This is a genomic window from Bradyrhizobium sp. LTSP885 (assembly GCF_000938305.1).
Classification (GTDB): Bacteria; Pseudomonadota; Alphaproteobacteria; order Rhizobiales; family Xanthobacteraceae; genus Bradyrhizobium.
On record NZ_JYMT01000010.1, the window covers coordinates 113,210 to 129,892 of the forward strand.

Sequence of the window (16,683 nt, forward strand, 5' to 3'; positions counted from 1 at the left end):
GAAAAATTCCTTTTGAGTGGGAAGGCGGCGACGCGGCGGAGCTACTCCGCCGCCTCGCTGTGGCCGAGCCGGGCGTTGAGCTTGTGGATCAGCTCCTCGGCGGCATCTGATATCACTGTGCCCGGGGGGAAGATAGCTTCGGCGCCGGCGGCGTAGAGCGCGTCGTAATCCTGCGGCGGCACCACGCCGCCGATGATGATCATGATGTCCTCGCGGCCGTGCTTCTTCAGTGCAGCCTTCAACTCGGGGACGGCGGTGAGATGCGCGGCGGCGAGCGAGGAGACGCCGAGGATGTGCACGTCGTTCTCGACCGCCTGGCGGGCGGCTTCGTCGGCGGTCGCAAACAGCGGTCCGATGTCGACGTCGAAGCCGACATCGGCGAACGCGGATGCGATCACCTTCTGGCCGCGGTCGTGGCCGTCCTGGCCGATCTTGGCGACCAGGATACGCGGGCGGCGGCCCTCGGCCTCCTCGAAAGCGTCGATCAGCTCTTGCACCTTTTCGACCCGATTGGACATGGTCGCTGCCTCTCGCTTGTAGACGCCGGTGATCGACTTGATCTCGGCGCGGTGCCGGCCGAACACCTTTTCCATCGCGTCCGAAATCTCGCCGACGGTCGCTTTCGCCCGTGCGGCGTCGATCGCCAGCGCCAGCAGATTGCCGCTGCCTTCGCCCGCGCTTCGGGTGATCGCCGCCAGCGCCGCGTCGACGTCCTTCTGGTTGCGGTCTTTCTTCAGCCGCGCCAGCTTGTCGATCTGCAGCCGCCGCACGGTGGAATTCTCCACCTTCAGCACGTCGATCGGCTTCTCGTTCTCCGGCTTGTATTTGTTGACGCCGATCACGGCCTGGCGGCCGGCATCGATGCGGGCCTGGGTCTTGGCCGATGCTTCCTCGATCCGCAGCTTCGGCACGCCGGCCTCGATCGCCTTGGCCATGCCGCCGAGTTCCTCGACCTCCTGGATATGACCCCAGGCCTTAGCCGCGAGGTCGCGGGTCAGTCGCTCGACATAGTAGGAGCCGCCCCAGGGATCGATGATGCGGTTGGTGCCGCTTTCCTGCTGCAGGAACAATTGCGTGTTGCGGGCGATGCGCGCGGAGAAATCGGTCGGCAGCGCCAACGCCTCGTCGAGCGCATTGGTGTGCAGCGACTGGGTGTGGCCTTGCGTTGCCGCCATCGCCTCGATGGTGGTGCGCATCACATTGTTGAAGACGTCCTGCGCGGTCAGCGACCAGCCCGAGGTCTGGCAATGGGTGCGCAGCGACAGTGAACGCGGATCCTTCGGATTGAACGGCTTCAGCAGCTTGGCCCAGAGCAGCCGCGCCGCGCGCATCTTGGCGACTTCCATGAAGAAGTTCATGCCAACAGCCCAGAAGAACGACAGCCGTGGCGCGAAGCGGTCGACGTCGAGGCCCGCAGCGAGGCCGGCGCGCAGATACTCGACGCCGTCGGCGAGCGTATAGGCGAGCTCGAGGTCCTGCGTCGCGCCGGCTTCCTGCATGTGATAGCCGGAAATGGAAATGGAGTTGTACTTCGGCATCTTCTGCGAGGTATAGGCGAAGATGTCGGAGATGATCCGCATCGAGGGCGTCGGCGGATAGATATAGGTGTTGCGCACCATGAACTCTTTCAGAATGTCATTCTGAATGGTGCCCGACAGCTTCTCCGGCGGTACGCCCTGTTCCTCGGCGGCCGCGACGAACAGCGCGAGGATCGGCAGCACAGCGCCGTTCATGGTCATCGACACGCTCATCTGGTCGAGCGGGATGCCCGAGAACAGCGTGCGCATGTCGTAGATGGAATCGATCGCAACGCCGGCCATGCCGACGTCGCCCGTGACGCGCGGATGATCGGAGTCATAACCGCGGTGGGTGGCGAGATCGAACGCGACCGACAGGCCCTTCTGGCCCGCCGCGAGGTTGCGGCGATAGAAGGCGTTGGAATCCTCCGCCGTGGAGAAGCCGGCATATTGCCTGATGGTCCAGGGCTGGTTGACATACATGGTCGGGTAGGGGCCGCGCAGATAGGGAGCGATCCCCGGCCAGGTCTCGAGGAAGTCGATGCCTTCGAGATCGGCCTCGCTGTAGGCGGATTTGACCGGGATGCCCTCGGGCGTCAGCCAAGGCTCGGCGCTTGCGGCCAGGGCGCCAGTGCTGATTTTCTCAAACGCGATATCGGCGAAGTTCGGTATGCGGCTCATGTTGTCCATCATAGCATGGGCGACCGTCTTCCGGCGCCATTCAGTCGTGATCCGGATGCTGGTGGCTGGCGATGGTCGCCATCTTCTCCGGGCCGTAATTCTGCATCGTGGTCTGGCTCGGCAAATTGGGAATGCCGACCACCCAGCCGAGCCGGGACTCGGTTCCATATTGCCGCGTCGGCACCATCCGGTCGGGCCGGTCGAAGGTGCCGGTCATGATTTCGATCCGCGGCCCATCGATCCGGCGGAAGCTCAGGGGCGTGCCGCAGGCGGCGCAGAAATCGCGCTCGGCGATCGAGGACGATTTGAACGCGGCGGGCTGGCCGCGGGTCCAGGCGAAATCGGTCTTCTCGATGTCGGCAAACGATGCGAACGGCGAGCCGGAAGCCTTCTGGCACATCCGGCAGTGACAGACGCTGATCTTGGCCGGTGCGCCCGAGACGGCAAAGCGGATGGCGCCGCATTGGCAGCCACCGGTCAGAACCGCTTTTGATGGTGTCTCAGCCGTCATGCTTGCTCCATTCGCCGATAGGCGTCGCGCAATGTTGCCAGCGCATCGCCGCCGGCGAAGACGAAGTCACCGATGCCGGCCGCCCGCAGCGCCGCTTCCTGGTCGCCGGGCCGCCCTGCCAGATAGATATGCCTCGCTCCCGCGCCGCGAAGGGCCTTGGCGGCGTCGGCGGCGCTGATGGCATAGACCTTGTCCGAGGAGCAGATGCAGGCCGTCGCGGCACCGGAGGCCTTGAAGGCGGCGACGAGCGCCGCGGCATCGGCAATGCCTTCGTTGTCGACGGCCTCGATGCCGCCGGTTTCGAAGAAGCTCTTGGCGAATGTGGCGCGCGCGGTGAAATCCGCGGCCGTACCGAGATTGGCGAGGAAGATCTTTGGCCGTGTGCCACCTGCCTTCAGCGCCGCATCCGACTTGTCGCGCAGCGCCTCGAATGGCTCGGCCAGGCGCATCGGCGCAAGCGCGTCGAACTTGATCTTGGCATCTCCGAAGGTCGCGGGCCCTGCCGGCTTCACGTCCAGCACCGCGATATCGGCCTCATGCAGGTTGGGAAATTCGCTGGCGCCGGTCAGCACGTCGCGGCGCTTCGCCAAATTGGTTTCGCGAAGCATACGGGTCGCGGCGACCTTGTTCTGGATCAGGCCGTGCTCGAGCGCAGCGAAGACGCCGCCGGCCTTCTCGATCTCCTGGAACAGTGCCCATGCCGCCTCTGAAAGCTGCGATGTCAGGGTCTCGATGCCGCCGGAACCGGCCGCCGGATCGGAGACCTTTGCGAGGTTGGATTCGTCCAGCAGCACCAGTTGCGTGTTGCGTGCGACGCGCCGGGCGAAATCATCAGGCAATCCAAGCGCCAGCGTGTGCGGCAGCACGGTGATTGCATTGGCGCCGCCGAGCCCGGCCGCAAAGGTTGCCACGGTCGCGCGCAGCATGTTCACATTGGCGTCGCGCTGGGTCAGCATGCGCCATGCGGTCTGCGCGTTGACGAAGATCGGTTTTGGCGCGAGGCCACAGGCCTGCTCGACCCGCGCCCACAGCAGCCGCAGCGCCCGGAACTTTGCCATCGTCAAAAACTGGTCGGCGTCGGCGCTGAGCCGGAACGAGATTCCCGCGCGGGCAGCATCGAGGTCGATGCCGGCGGCTTCGAGCATCCGCAGATAGGCGAGCGCGACTGCAAGTGTGAAGGCGAGTTCCTGCACGTCGGATCCACCGGCATCATGGATCGGCCGGCCATCCGCCAGTACGAAGGGGCCCTTGAAGCCGCGCTTGATCAGGCCGTTGACCACCTTGCCGAACGGCTTCTCGTACTCTGTCCAGGCGGCGGCCGCGGCGCCACGCACGGCCACCGTGCTGAGCGCCTGATAGTTGAAATGAAGGTCGAGCGTGGCCGGATCGAGCTTGCGGGCCTCGACCATGTCGGCAAAGGTTTCGCCGGCGTTCTCGCGTCCGAGCACCGGGTTGAGCGCGATCATGATGCCGGCATCGAGATGGACACCGCCGCAGGCCCGCGCCAGTGTCTTCTTGCTGGCATCGGCAAGACCGAAGCCGCGCGTGCCGGGACCGCCGGCGAATTCGAATTCGAGGCCGGTCGCCCCGTTCTCCAGGTCTTGCAGCGCCTGCGCATTGGCTTGCGCGGCGTCGGGATGGTCGACCCGCTGCAGGATCTGCCAGGGCGCGGCGGCAGCGCGGCCGGCGATCGGGCTCAAGTTGGTGGCGCGGCGGTAGATCGGATCGATCTTCAACCCATCATAGGTCTTGCCGACCAGTTTCTCGAACGGGGCACCCTTCAGCACGCCGTCGACCAGCTTGCGCCAGTCATCATAGGTCGCAGGCGCAAAATCCGCGGCGAGAGGCAAATCGTCAGTCGTGGTCGTCATCCGCCCAAAATGTCCTTCGTCGGCCCGGCGGGCCCCGCTTGATTTGGCCGGAAATTGCCACGGGCGGGCGGCCAAGCCAAACAGTTGTTTGGGGGCTGTGTGGCCTCAATCGAGGTCCGGCAGACGGAATATACCGTCGGCCGAGACTCCGGCCAGGGCGTCGGCGACACGCCGCCCGGCGATGACGCGGTCCGGCACGATCTCGACCAGCGGCGCCAGCACGAAGGCGCGCTCGAACAGGCGCGGGTGCGGCAGGGTCAGTTCCGGCTTGTCGAGCGTGACGTCGTCATAAGCGATCAGGTCGAGGTCGAGGGTGCGCGGGCCCCAGCGCTGCTCGTTCTTGCGGTCGCGGCCGAACTTGGTCTCGATCTTGTGCAGCGTGAACAGCAGCGCGTGTGGGTCGAGGCTGGTTTCGATCTCGATGCAGGCATTGATGAAGTTGTCCTGCTGCTCCTCGCCCCAGGGCGGCGTCGAATAATCCGACGAGCGCGCTAGCAGCGCGGCCTGGGTCATGCCGCAGATATTGGCGATGGCCTTGCGGAACGTCGCACGGACGTCGCCGACATTGCCGCCGAGTGCGATCAGGACATCAGGCATAGGCGTTCAACCTTGGGCGTTCTTGGGCGCTCAACCTTGGAGCGGCGGATGCCGTGAACGCGTCAGCACCACGCCGACATCCTCGAAGATCGCGGCGATCGGTGCGTGCGGCTTGTGGACGGTCACCTTGACGGCTCGGACGCGCGGGAATGTGCTCAGGATATCGTCGGCCACCGCACCGGCGGCGCGCTCCAGCAGCTTGTAATTGGTGGTCTTGAACGCCGACGTCGCGGTCGCGACCACGTTGGAGTAGGAGACGGTGTCGGAAAGGCGGTCGGTGCGCGACGATTCCGAGAGGTCGGTGTACAATTCAAGGTCGATGACGAAGCGCTGCCCGACTTCGGTCTCATGTTCCATCACGCCATGACGGGCATGGATGACGACCCCGGTGATGAAGATCGTGTCGGTCATTGCTGTCCCTTGATTGCCGCTGCCACAAGCAGCGCCTGAACGGTTTCCGCAACGTCATGCGCGCGGATGATGCGTGCACCATTCTGTGCCGCGATCAGATGCGCCGCGATCGAGCCGCCGATGCGATTTTGCGGCTCCGAGGGCACGACCGTGCTGATGAAGCGCTTGCGCGACGCGCCGACCAGCACCGGCAGGCGGAAAGTGTCGAGCTCGGAGAGCCGCGCCAGCACCATCATGTTCTGCTCCGGGACCTTGCCGAAGCCAATGCCGGGATCGAGCACGATGCTGTCGGACGATATGCCCGCCTTGGCTGCAATCTCGATCGAGCGGGTAAAGAAGGTTGCGATGTCCTTCATGATGTCGATCGCGGGATCGGCATGCTCGCGATTATGCATGATGATCACGGGCACACCACGCGCCGCGACGATATCGGCCATCCCAGGATCGCGCTGCAGGCCCCAGACGTCATTGGCAACAGCAGCGCCCTGGTCGAGCGCCCAGGCCACGACCTCGGACTTCATGCTGTCGATCGAGACGGGCACGCCGAGGGCTATGATGTCGGCCAGCACCGGCTTGAGCCGCTTCAACTCGTCGTCAGCGGAAACCGGCTGCGAGCCGTAGGGGCGGGTGGATTCCGCGCCGATATCGATGATGTCGGCGCCGTCAGCGATCAGCTTGCGGGCTTGCGCCAGAGCCAGCTCGGGGGCGATGAACTGTCCGCCATCGGAAAATGAATCCGGCGTCACGTTCAGGATGCCCATCACCGCCGGAGTGGGCTTCGATAGCAACGCCGGCAGCACCGCGAGTCCGGCCGGGCCGGCGAATGCTGCCGATATGGGCTTGGTCGCCATCATGCGGTGGCTTTGCGCTGACAGCGTTGGCAAGTCAAGATGTTGCGGAGGTGGCTGGCGCCGGACGCGACTGGAAGCCGCTACAGCGGCTAATAGGTGAGTCTAATAGGTGATTTTGGGAGGCAGCTTGCGTGCCTGCTCGATCAGCAGCTCGACCGATTTCTCCGACGGCATGAGGCGGACAAGCTTTCGCTTGACGTTGGCGTCCTTCATGCTCTGCGCCAGCCGCGACGGGTTACGGTGTGCGAGTTCGCGCACCGTGGTGACGCCGGCGGCGCGCATCAGGCCGACCTTGGCCTTGCCCATGCCGGGAATCCGCATGTAGTCGGAGATGTTCGCCCATTCGAGCAATTGCTGCTCGCTGATCCCGGTCTTGGCTGCGAGCGCCTTGCGTCCCTTGACGGTGCGGGCGGTTTCAAGCAGCGCTTCGGTCGTGCGGATACCCTGCGATTTCAGTTTGTTGGCGTAATAGGCGGACAGGCCTTCGATCTCGGAGAGGGGGTATGTCATGATACTCGTATGCGGTAGAGGGAGCGTGTGGCCGAGGACTTGTCGATGGCAGTTCTAGGCAAACTGGCTGAGGCCCGGCGTCCCCGAGATGATCTCGCCCATTTGATCCGCTCCGAGTTTGTCGCGGCCGAACCTAAAAAGTTCACGCGCGACGTTCTGAATCTCGCTCATGCTCAAACCAAGCGCCATCAGCCGGGTGCCGACGGCCATCAGCCCGCCACCCATCAACCTCGATAGACCACCGCTGTTGCTGGAGGCCGCGATTGCCGCTTCGGCGCCGGGGATTTGGTCGATCAGAGCCTGGACCTTGTCGGAAGGGCCCTCGTTACGGAGGAAGCCCAGAACGATGCCGACGGTTTTTTCAGCGACAGCACCATCAATGCCGGCCACGGAAGCCAGCCGTCCAACCAGTTCGTCCATATTGCCCCGCCTCGACCGGTCTTGCCGGATAATTTCTTGAGGATTGATCTTGAGCGCGTGTGCCGTGAAATACAAGCGATCCGCGCATTTCGATTCGTTTTCTTTTTCGATCGCGCTGTGAGTGTTGCACCGATGCAAGAGTGAGCGGCGGATTCACGCTATCTTGTGGCAATGCGCAATCCCTTTCTTCACATGGCATGTAAGAAAGCACTTGGCATGGAAGAAAGTATCAGGAACTCCCAAGACCTGTTGGGGCGACAATGTACGTCGGCATCCGCTGATGGTTTCAATCGACCTGCAAGATGCAATATGATGGCATGGGTTCGAGGTGTCGAACCGGGTTCGAAGCGTCGAACCGGGTTCGAGGTATCGAACCGATCTAATCTGCGAAGAGGCGAAGCGATGGCGACCCCAGACGACAAGCCGGCCGATACCGACGAGAAAATCTTTATCGGCAAGGGTGAGGAGACGGCTTGGCTGACGCTCGCGCTGGCCAACCGGCACGGCCTTGTGACCGGCGCGACCGGAACGGGTAAGACTGTCTCGCTGCAAGTCATGGCGGAAGGGTTCGCGCGCGCCGGCGTCTCGGTGTTCGCGGCCGATATCAAGGGTGATCTGTCCGGTATCTCCGAAGTCGGGGAAGCCAAGGACTTTATCGTCAAGCGCGCCAAGGAAATGGGGCTGACGTTCCAGCCGGATCAGTTCTCGACCGTTTTCTGGGATGTGTTCGGCGAGCAGGGTCATCCGGTGCGCGCCACCGTCACCGAAATGGGGCCGCTGCTGCTGGCGCGGATGCTCGATCTCAACGACGTACAGGAAGGCGTGCTCAACGTCGCCTTCCGCGTCGCCGACGAGAACGGCCTGGCGCTGATCGACATGAAGGACCTGCGCGCCTTGCTCGATGCGATCGCCCCCGACCTGAGCAAGAAGGCTGGCGACGACGAGGATCCGCTGGCGTCGATCCGCAAGGCCGCGCAAGGCTATGGCAACGTCTCCAGGGCGACGGTCGGGACCATTCAACGCCAGCTCCTGGTGCTCGAGAACCAGGGCGGCGCCAAGTTCTTCGGCGAGCCGGCGCTGACGCTGAAGGATTTCATGAAGACCGACCGCGACGGCCGCGGCGTGGTTAACATCCTCGTTGCCGACAAGCTGATGCAGAGCCCGCGGCTTTACGCCACGTTCCTGCTCTGGATGCTCTCGGAATTGTTCGAGGAGATGCCGGAGGCCGGCGACCTGCCGAAGCCGAAGCTGGTGTTCTTCTTCGACGAGGCGCATCTGTTGTTCAACGACGCGCCGAAGGCGTTGATGGACAAGATCGAGCAGGTGGTGCGGCTGATCCGCTCCAAGGGCGTCGGCGTCTATTTTGTCACCCAAAACCCGATCGACGTGCCGGACAAGGTGCTGGCGCAGCTCGGCAACCGTGTCCAGCATGCGCTGCGCGCGTTCACACCGCGCGACCAGAAGGCCGTCGCCGCAGCCGCGCAGACCTTCCGGCCCAATCCGAAGCTCGACACCGCGCGCGTGATCATGGAGCTCGGCAAGGGCGAGGCGCTGGTGTCGTTCCTCGAGGGCGCCGGCACACCGGCGATGGTCGAGCGCATCATGGTGCGGCCACCGTCGGCGCGGATCGGGCCGATCACGCCGGAAGAACGCAAGGCGATCATGGATGCGAGCCCCTACAAGGGCAAGTACGACACCGCGATCGATGCCGAATCCGCCTACGAGATCATCCAGAAGCGTCTTGCGGGGGCGGCGGCGCCGGCGGACGGTGCAGGCGGTGGCGAGGGTGGCGGCATCCTCGGCCATATCGGCGCCATCGCGGCTGCGATCTTCGGCACCAATGTCAGGCGTGGCCGGCTGTCGACGGGACAGGTGATCGCACGCAATGTGACGCGTTCGGTCACCGACAAGGTGGTCGGTGGCGTGGTCGCCGATCTCGGCAAGTCGGTCGGCGGCTCCGTCGGAGGATCGATCGGCCGCGCCTTGGTCCGCGGCGCGCTTGGCGGATTGCTGCGGAGATAGCTCGTCAAGCCCACCGCTCGGTCGGGCAGGAGGCGGGCGCTTTGCCTGCTACGGCCGGCGGGCTACAAATTGCGACAAGCCCAACAGCCAGGGAAACCAGCGATGTCCAACGCCATGCTCCAGCCGGTCCTCGATCATATCGACGCCGATTTCGACAACAGTCTCGCGCGGCTGTTCACGCTGCTCCGCATCAAGTCGATTTCGTCAGAGGCAGCCTTTGCCGACGACTGCAAGGCGGCGGCCGACCATCTGGCCAAGGACATCGCGACGCTGGGCTTCATTGCGGAGGTGCGGCCGACCGCGGGCCATCCGGCCATCGTTGCCAAGGCGAATGGCAGCAGCGACGGCCGCCCGCATGTGCTGTTCTACGGTCACTACGATGTGCAGCCGGTCGATCCGCTCAATCTCTGGCACCGTCCGCCGTTCGAGCCCGTCGTCACCGACCACGCCGACGGCCGCAAGATCATCGTCGCGCGCGGCGCCGAGGACGACAAGGGCCAGCTCATGACTTTCGTCGAGGCCTGCCGCGCCTGGAAGCACGTGACGGGATCGCTGCCGGTCGACATCACCATCCTCATCGAGGGCGAGGAGGAGATCGGGTCGAAGAACTTCGTGCCGTTCCTCGAAGCGAACAAGGCTGACCTCAAGGCCGACTTCGCACTGGTCTGCGATACCGGCATGTGGGACCAGAACACGCCGGCGATCACGACCTCGCTGCGCGGGCTGGTCTACGAAGAGGTCAAGATCAAGGCCGCCAATCGCGACCTGCATTCCGGCGTGTTCGGCGGCGGCGCGCAGAATCCGATCCGTGTGCTGACGCGGATCCTCGGCCGCCTGCATGACGACAACGGCCACATCACGATCCCCGGTTTCTATGATGGCGTGAAGGATCTGCCGCCGGACATCCTGGCGCAGTGGAAGAAGCTGAACCTGACGGCTGAATCCTTCCTCAAGCCGATCGGACTGTCGCTGCCGGCCGGCGAGAAGGACCGGCTTCTGATCGAGCAGGTGTCCTCGCGGCCGACCTGCGACATCAACGGCATCATCGGCGGCTATACCGGCGAGGGCTCCAAGACGGTGATTCCGGCGGAGGCATCGGCGAAGGTTTCATTCCGCCTGGTCGAGGGACAAGACCCCGAGAAGATCCGCCAGGCATTCCAGGACTATGTGAAGGCGCGGGTGCCGGCGGACTGCAAGGCCGAGTTCATCGACCACTCCAGCGCGCCGGCGATCGCGCTCGACTGGAACATGAAGCCGCTGGCGGCGGCCCGGCGCGCGCTGACCGACGAATGGGGCAAGGAAGCGCTCTTGATCGGCTCCGGCGCCTCGATCCCGATCGTCGCCGACTTCAAGCGCACGCTGGGGCTCGACTCCGTACTGGTCGGCTTCGGCCTCGACGACGACAACATCCATTCGCCGAACGAAAAGTACGACCTCAAGAGCTTCCACAAGGGCATCCGCTCCTGGGCCCGGATTTTGGCGGCCTTCGCGGAAGCCAAATAGGATATGCTGCAGGCCGAACGTAAAAACGCCGCCCGGAATTGGGCGGCGTTTTGATTGGGTCGTGTAGAGGGTGTTGCCGGAGAGCTTACCCGAAGATTGTGAAAATTCAACTCCGGTAGCCGGGGTTGACCCGGTCGAGCTTGCGCAGCAGCGGCGGCCAGACGAGCTGCGTCGAGCGCAGCTCGGCGCGGTCCGGGTTGGACAGGAGTTCGGAGTTCTTGTCGATCGCGTGCGGGTCGACCGGATAGGCGGTTCCGCCGAGCGCGCGGGTGGCCACCTGCATCGAGCAGGCCCGCTCCAGATGGTACATGCGCTCGAAGGCAGAGGCGACCGAGCGGCCGACCGTCAGCGTGCCGTGATTGCGCAGCAGCATGTGGTTCCTGGCGCCGAGGTCGCGCTGCAGGCGCGGGCGCTCGTCATGATCGAGCGCAATACCCTCGTAGTCGTGATAGGCGAGGTCGTGGGTGACGAGCTGCGCGGTCTGGTTCAGCGGCAGCAGCCCGTCGGGGCCGCTGGAGACTGCGGTGCCGTCGACCGTGTGCAGATGGAGCACGCAACCGGCATCCTCGCGCACCTCGTGGATCGCGGAATGGATGGTGAAGCCGGCCGGGTTGATGCTGTAGTCGCTCTTCGTCAGCTGGTTGCCCTCGAGATCGACCTTGACCAGGCTCGAGGCGGTGATTTCGTCGAACATCAGCCCGTAGGGATTGATCAGGAAGTGATGTTCCGGTCCGGGCACGCGCGCCGAGATGTGGGTGTCGACCAGGTCGTCCCAGCCGTAGAGCGCGACCAGGCGATAGCAGGCGGCGAGGTTGACCCGCTGTTCCCATTCCGCCGCGCTCATATCCGACGGCACTTCCTTCAGGCGCGCTTCTGCTGGCGACATGGCCGATTTGCTCCGTTGATGGCTGTTGCTCGATATGAGCCTAGCGCCGCTGCCCTGCCGCAGCAAGGCAGCGTGCCGGCGTGACAGTTATGCCGTCAGGGAACGGCTAGGCACGATCCGGAAGGATCATGCTCCAACATTGCGCAGAGCGGCGATCAATTACTCAGGGGCCGTCGCGCCTTACGGCGCCGGAATCGCGAGCAGGCTCGAGATGCTGCGGCCGCGGATATCGTAGACACGGGCGAACACGACGTCATCGCGCTTGATCTCGACCATCACAGGCGCGGCAAGGCCCTTGCAGTAGAACTCGCCGAGCGTCATCGCGAAGTCGGCGGCGTGGCTGTCCCAGCCGATCGTGAAATCGGAACCGAGCGCGACCTGGGCCGGACGTTGCGGCCCGCAGACCGCAACTTTCCACTTGCGGTCATGCGGCGGGGCTTCCTGCCGCTCGGCCAACTGCTCACGCAGTTCGTCGGAAGCCTGCTTCAACGCCAGCCCCCAATAGTCCAGCATGAAGTAGTTGTCGGCGGTGCGCACCGTGCCGGCGATGTGGTTGAAGTGCGTGTACTGGTAGGGATGCAGCCGGATCATCTCGCTGAGCGGCAGCAACAGGCCGAACGCGAACACCGCGACTGCGGCCGGCTGCCAGGCGCGGCGGTTCTCGCCAAGCCAGTTCATGCCGCGCCCGAATGCGACGCCGGCCAATACGGTCATCGGCGGAATCACGAAGATGAAATGACGGATGCCGTTGTAGAGCGCCGGCCGCTTCACCATCGCGATGACGAGCGGCAGCGTCGCCGCCAGCGTCAGCATCAGCATGACGGTCTTGCGCCGTGCCGGCACGTCCTTGCGTGACAACGACATCAGCGTGACGACGACCGCGGCGGCGAGCAGGATCAGCAGCACCTCCGGGAGCTGCAGCGCGAACAGCGTCGGCAGATAGGACCACGGCATGTCCGGCACCGACACCAGCGCGCCGTCGAACATCTCCTTCCACGGCTTCTCGAAGAAGTGCGAGAAGTAGGTCACCGCTTCGAACGGATGCCCGGGCTCCATGATCGACCAGGGCCAGATCAGGCCCATCACCAGATAGCCGAATGCGAGGCCCGGCAGCAGCACGTAGACCACATGCGCAAAGCGGTGTGCCGCCTCGCGCGGGCCTTGCTTGCGGAATTCCTCGATCCACAGCGGGATGAAGCCGATCACCGCGTAGATCAGCGCGAGCCCGCCAAGCACGCGGCAGCCGATCGAAAGGCCGGCGCCGAATCCGACAAGCAGGACCGTGCGCGGCGAGGGCGACGGATATTCTTCGGCGAGGCGGACCAGGCCCATGATCAGGATCACCATTGCCACGGCAAACGGCGCATCCTTGGGGTTCATGAACATGTGGCCGTAGAAGGTCGGGCACAGCGCCAGCAGCAGGAGCGCGGCAAGCCCGGCCAGCGGGCCGCCGACGCGCCGCGCCAACCGCCAGGTGACCGCAAGCCCGATCACACCGACGATCGCGCCAAGCAGGCGGCGGGTCTCGAACAGTTCGAGCGGAATGATCTTGTGCAGCAGTGCTGCGGCCATGTCGAAGCCGCCGCCATACATATAGAGGTTGGCAAATGACAGCGCGCCGGTGTCCTTGAAACCGGAACCGTACATGCGCAGCAACAAATCGGCATATTCGGCGTGGGTGTAATCATCCCAGCCCAATCCGTAGTCGCGAAATGTAAGACCGGCGATCAAAGCAACCACGCCGAGAGCGAGGAGGGCGAGATCGTCGCAGGTCTTCTCCACCGAGCGCCGCGCAGGCGTATCGATGGCAGACGTCGTGATAGATGACATGGCTAGCGGTACCGGCGTCCCTGTGGCCCAGTTGGCGCTTTAGGGCCTCATTCCCCGGCGTCCATATAGCGCAGTTCCACGTCCAAGTAATTGGCAATTGTGGCGTAATTCCCCCGGTGCGTTGCAATAAATTGGCAGCAATTCGTCGTCAGTAGATTTACGGGAATGACTGCTCGGAAGACCGGAATCGACCGCGGAGGCCGGCGGACAATGCCGCGCGGAACCAGATTTTCGGGAACTCTGTCCACAATTGGCGGTTGGCGATGTGGATAATATGACGGTATCGTGGCGTTGGCGGCTGCGCCGATTTCAGGCGGGTCGTCCGGGGGTTAGTTCGATGATGGTTGCTCTGTTGGTCGTCGGCGCAGGCCTGGTCGTAGCGGGCTTGGCGGCGATCGGCCTTGGAATTCCCTACAAGGAATTCAGCGTCGGCAGCACGTTGATCGTAACGGGCGTGACCGGCGTGTGCAGCGGTGCGATCGTGCTTGCGCTGGCCGCGGCCGTCCGGGAACTCCAGCAGATTGCCAGCCGGCTCGGCCCGGCTGCCGCCGGCGCACGACCCGAGTTCCCGCGGCCGGCGGCCGGTTCTGCAACTTCCCCGCGCAATACTCCGCCCGCCGAGGGCGGCTCTCTGTTTCCTCGGGACCCGCACGATGCCGAACCTCCGCCGATTGCGCCGCCCGCGGCCCCCTGGCATGAGGAGGCGACCCAGCGCGGGGTATCGAGCGAGGTGCCGCCACCCGTACCCGCGGCAGCTCAGCCAGAGGCGCCGACCAAGCGGCGTAACCTGCTGTTCTCCTCCAGCTCGCGGAAGGAGCGCGAGCGGGCCCAGGCGCGTGGCGCCGAGCCGCTATCTCCTGATCTGTTGTCGCCCGAGTTGCGCCCTAACCCGGCGGCGGCGAGCGAGCCTGCCCCTGTCAGCTTCGACGATGCCTGGCCGAAAGCGGAACGGCCGAGGTCGGTCGACGTCGCTCCGCGCCGAACTGCACGCACGCCGTCGACCTTCAGCGAGGCCCAAGGGGCCCAACAAGGGGGGCAGGGCGCCGCGCCTTCGCCCGGCCATCCGCCGGTGCCGCAGGAGCAGCCTCCGGTGACCGTCCTCAAATCGGGCATCGTGGATGGCATGGCCTATTCGCTGTATTCGGACGGGTCGATCGAAGCGCAGATGCCCGAGGGCATGATGCGCTTTGCCTCCATTGACGAACTCAGGTCGCATCTGGAGCAGCGCCCCTAGCGCGTTTTCAAGCGATGTGGATACCGGTTCGCGTGAAGAAGACGCGTTAAAACAACATTCTGGGCGATACTTGCGGCGCTCTTGTCTTAAAAATAGAGCACTGCCGTTGTTGTCAGATGTGCTGTAATCCACTCATATTCGCGAAGTAGTGCGGGATTCTGCCGGTGTATTGTCGCGGTCGGATACTGTCCGGTCGGCGCACCACGTTGCGCCCTTCGATACCACGGGAAGGTTGAGCCATGTCCGATACCTCAGGCAAGAGCCCGGTCGAGCTGACCGCCAGCATCGTGTCGGCCTATCTCAGCAACAACCCGACGCCGGCCTCGGACATTCCCAACCTGATCAGCCAGGTCCACGCCGCGCTGATGCGCGTTTCGACCGGACGCACTGATGCGCCGCTCGAGCCGGCGAAGCCCGCGGTATCCACCAAGAAGTCGATCACGCCGGAATATCTGGTGTGTCTCGAAGACGGCAAACGCTTCAAATCGCTCAAGCGACATTTGCGCACGCAGTACAACATGACGCCCGAGCAATATCGCGACAAATGGGGCCTGCCGGCCGACTATCCGATGGTGGCGCCGAACTATGCCGTGGCGCGTTCGCAGCTCGCCAAGAAGATGGGGCTGGGCCAGCAGGCGCGGAAGAAGAAGTAAATTTAGCCGCGTCATTCCGGGGCGATGCGTTAGCATCGAACTATGGTGCGCAATTGCGCACCTGAGAATCTCGAGGTTCCCCGATGCGCAATTGCGCATCTGAGGCTCGCTTCGCGCCCCGGAACGACATGTCCTAAACTTCGGAGTTACGACGCCGAGGCCAACGCCTCGCGCGCATCGGTGCGGATACGCTCGACCATCGACCGCAGGCCGTTGGAGCGCTGCGGGGTGAGGTGGTCGCGGAAGCCGAACTCGTCGAACAGCGCAATCGCATCCTTCGACAGGATATCCTGCGGCGTGTGGCCTGAATAGAGCGTCAGCACAATCGCGACCAGCCCGCGTACGATATGGGCGTCGCTGTCGCCGAGGTAGTTCAGCCGTGGCTGGCCATTGGCATCGCGATCGATCCGCTTCGACAGCCAGACCTGGCTGACGCAGCCTTGCACCTTGTTTTCGGTTGAGTGTTCGGCCTCGGGCAAGGGTTCGAGCGTGCGGCCGAGCTCGATCACGTAACGATAGCGGTCGTCCCACTCGTCGAGCAGCGTAAAATTGTCCCTGATTTCGTCGATCGTCGTCATCTCGGCCCGCATCCCATTCTCACGGGCTTATATAGGAAGCCGAGCTGCCAAAGCGACGAAAATGGAACCGGTTCCGCGCTTAATTTACCGTCACGGCGTCGGCGGCTGGCGGAATTCGATCGCCTGATCGTCCGCGGTCAGCGTATCGCGAGACGCAGCAAGTGCAGACGATGCGTCTGTATCGTCGCCGATGATCGAACCGGTGTGGTCGGGCGCCTTCTTGTCGGTGATGATCTTGTAGAGCTTGCGCGCACCGTCGGTCGCGCGCAGGCCGATTGCCGTGGCGGCCTGGCCGCCAACCTCGCAGGCGGCGGGTTGACGCTTGCAGAACTGCCCCATGTCACCAACGGCCGCGGTGGCGGCCGACACCGCTTCCGACGCGCTGATCTGCGGCGTCTTGTCCGTTTCAGGTGTTTTGTCCCTCGGCAGCAGCACGAGCACGAGCCCGAGCCAGAATGCCATTCGGAGCAGGAAAAACATGGCGCGATCCCGGTCGTCTATCTTGTCTTTTGCTTCATAGCGGTCGATGCCGCAGTTGGCTCAGGAGTAGCATCGGTCGATAAATCGGAAGTATCTGCATTGAGGTAAAATCGGCGAAAAATCGCTGA

16 protein-coding genes are annotated in these 16,683 nt (G+C 64.0%); 4 read left to right on the plus strand and 12 right to left on the minus strand.

What is annotated here, in order from left to right:
- Window positions 1-41 precede the first annotated feature (41 nt).
- From scpA to UP09_RS06850, 8 genes are all read right to left on the minus strand, one after another.
- The gene (scpA, locus tag UP09_RS06815; protein WP_044537416.1) at window positions 42-2,198 is read right to left on the minus strand and encodes a methylmalonyl-CoA mutase; all 2,157 of its coding nucleotides are present in this window, start codon (window positions 2,196-2,198) and stop codon (window positions 42-44) included.
- 40 nt (window positions 2,199-2,238) lie between these two features.
- Window positions 2,239-2,709 carry a GFA family protein gene (locus UP09_RS06820; RefSeq protein WP_044537309.1) on the minus strand — a complete coding sequence of 157 codons (471 nt, stop codon included), beginning with the start codon at window positions 2,707-2,709 and terminating at the stop codon, window positions 2,239-2,241.
- Window positions 2,706-4,580: a methylmalonyl-CoA mutase subunit beta gene (locus UP09_RS06825; RefSeq protein WP_044537310.1), complete on the minus strand. Its 1,875-nt coding sequence runs from the start codon at window positions 4,578-4,580 to the stop codon at window positions 2,706-2,708. Before UP09_RS06825 ends, UP09_RS06820 begins: the two co-directional genes overlap by 4 nt.
- 105 nt (window positions 4,581-4,685) lie before the next feature.
- Window positions 4,686-5,177: a 2-amino-4-hydroxy-6-hydroxymethyldihydropteridine diphosphokinase gene (folK, locus tag UP09_RS06830; RefSeq protein ID WP_044537311.1), complete on the minus strand. Its 492-nt coding sequence runs from the start codon at window positions 5,175-5,177 to the stop codon at window positions 4,686-4,688.
- A 30-nt stretch (window positions 5,178-5,207) separates the two neighbouring features.
- Window positions 5,208-5,588, minus strand: a complete 381-nt coding sequence (gene folB / locus UP09_RS06835) for a dihydroneopterin aldolase (protein ID WP_044537312.1) — start codon at window positions 5,586-5,588, stop codon at window positions 5,208-5,210.
- Window positions 5,585-6,442 carry a dihydropteroate synthase gene (folP, locus tag UP09_RS06840; RefSeq protein ID WP_044537313.1) on the minus strand — a complete coding sequence of 286 codons (858 nt, stop codon included), beginning with the start codon at window positions 6,440-6,442 and terminating at the stop codon, window positions 5,585-5,587. Before folP ends, folB begins: the two co-directional genes overlap by 4 nt.
- 99 nt (window positions 6,443-6,541) lie before the next feature.
- Window positions 6,542-6,949, minus strand: a complete 408-nt coding sequence (locus UP09_RS06845; RefSeq protein ID WP_044537314.1) for a DUF4332 domain-containing protein — start codon at window positions 6,947-6,949, stop codon at window positions 6,542-6,544.
- 54 nt (window positions 6,950-7,003) lie between these two features.
- Window positions 7,004-7,369, minus strand: a complete 366-nt coding sequence (locus UP09_RS06850) for a hypothetical protein (protein WP_044537417.1) — start codon at window positions 7,367-7,369, stop codon at window positions 7,004-7,006.
- 402 nt (window positions 7,370-7,771) lie between these two features.
- On the opposite strand from UP09_RS06850, the gene UP09_RS06855 reads away from it, so the two are divergent.
- Window positions 7,772-9,391: a helicase HerA-like domain-containing protein gene (locus UP09_RS06855; RefSeq protein ID WP_044537315.1), complete on the plus strand. Its 1,620-nt coding sequence runs from the start codon at window positions 7,772-7,774 to the stop codon at window positions 9,389-9,391.
- A gap of 102 nt (window positions 9,392-9,493) precedes the next feature.
- On the plus strand, window positions 9,494-10,894 hold the full coding sequence (locus UP09_RS06860) for a M20/M25/M40 family metallo-hydrolase (RefSeq protein ID WP_044537316.1): 1,401 nt from the start codon (window positions 9,494-9,496) through the stop codon (window positions 10,892-10,894).
- A gap of 106 nt (window positions 10,895-11,000) precedes the next feature.
- Here the strand turns inward: UP09_RS06860 and UP09_RS06865 are convergent, their stop codons facing one another.
- Together UP09_RS06865 and UP09_RS06870 are read right to left on the minus strand one after the other, a co-directional pair.
- Entirely contained in the window at window positions 11,001-11,780 is a 780-nt protein-coding gene (locus tag UP09_RS06865; RefSeq protein ID WP_044537317.1) for a class II aldolase/adducin family protein, read from the minus strand.
- Between the two features lie 180 nt (window positions 11,781-11,960).
- Entirely contained in the window at window positions 11,961-13,610 is a 1,650-nt protein-coding gene (locus tag UP09_RS06870; RefSeq protein WP_044537318.1) for a glycosyltransferase family 39 protein, read from the minus strand.
- Between the two features lie 337 nt (window positions 13,611-13,947).
- Between UP09_RS06870 and UP09_RS06875 the strand changes: the two genes are divergently transcribed.
- Complete coding sequence (locus UP09_RS06875; RefSeq protein ID WP_044537319.1) at window positions 13,948-14,844, plus strand: DUF2892 domain-containing protein; 897 nt, start codon at window positions 13,948-13,950, stop codon at window positions 14,842-14,844.
- 239 nt (window positions 14,845-15,083) lie between these two features.
- Window positions 15,084-15,497 carry a Ros/MucR family transcriptional regulator gene (locus UP09_RS06880; RefSeq protein WP_044537320.1) on the plus strand — a complete coding sequence of 138 codons (414 nt, stop codon included), beginning with the start codon at window positions 15,084-15,086 and terminating at the stop codon, window positions 15,495-15,497.
- A 146-nt stretch (window positions 15,498-15,643) separates the two neighbouring features.
- Here UP09_RS06880 and UP09_RS06885 read toward each other — a convergent pair whose 3' ends face one another.
- The gene (locus UP09_RS06885; protein ID WP_044537418.1) at window positions 15,644-16,075 is read right to left on the minus strand and encodes a SufE family protein; all 432 of its coding nucleotides are present in this window, start codon (window positions 16,073-16,075) and stop codon (window positions 15,644-15,646) included.
- Between the two features lie 90 nt (window positions 16,076-16,165).
- Window positions 16,166-16,555, minus strand: a complete 390-nt coding sequence (locus tag UP09_RS06890) for a DUF5330 domain-containing protein (RefSeq protein WP_044537321.1) — start codon at window positions 16,553-16,555, stop codon at window positions 16,166-16,168.
- Window positions 16,556-16,683 lie beyond the last annotated feature (128 nt).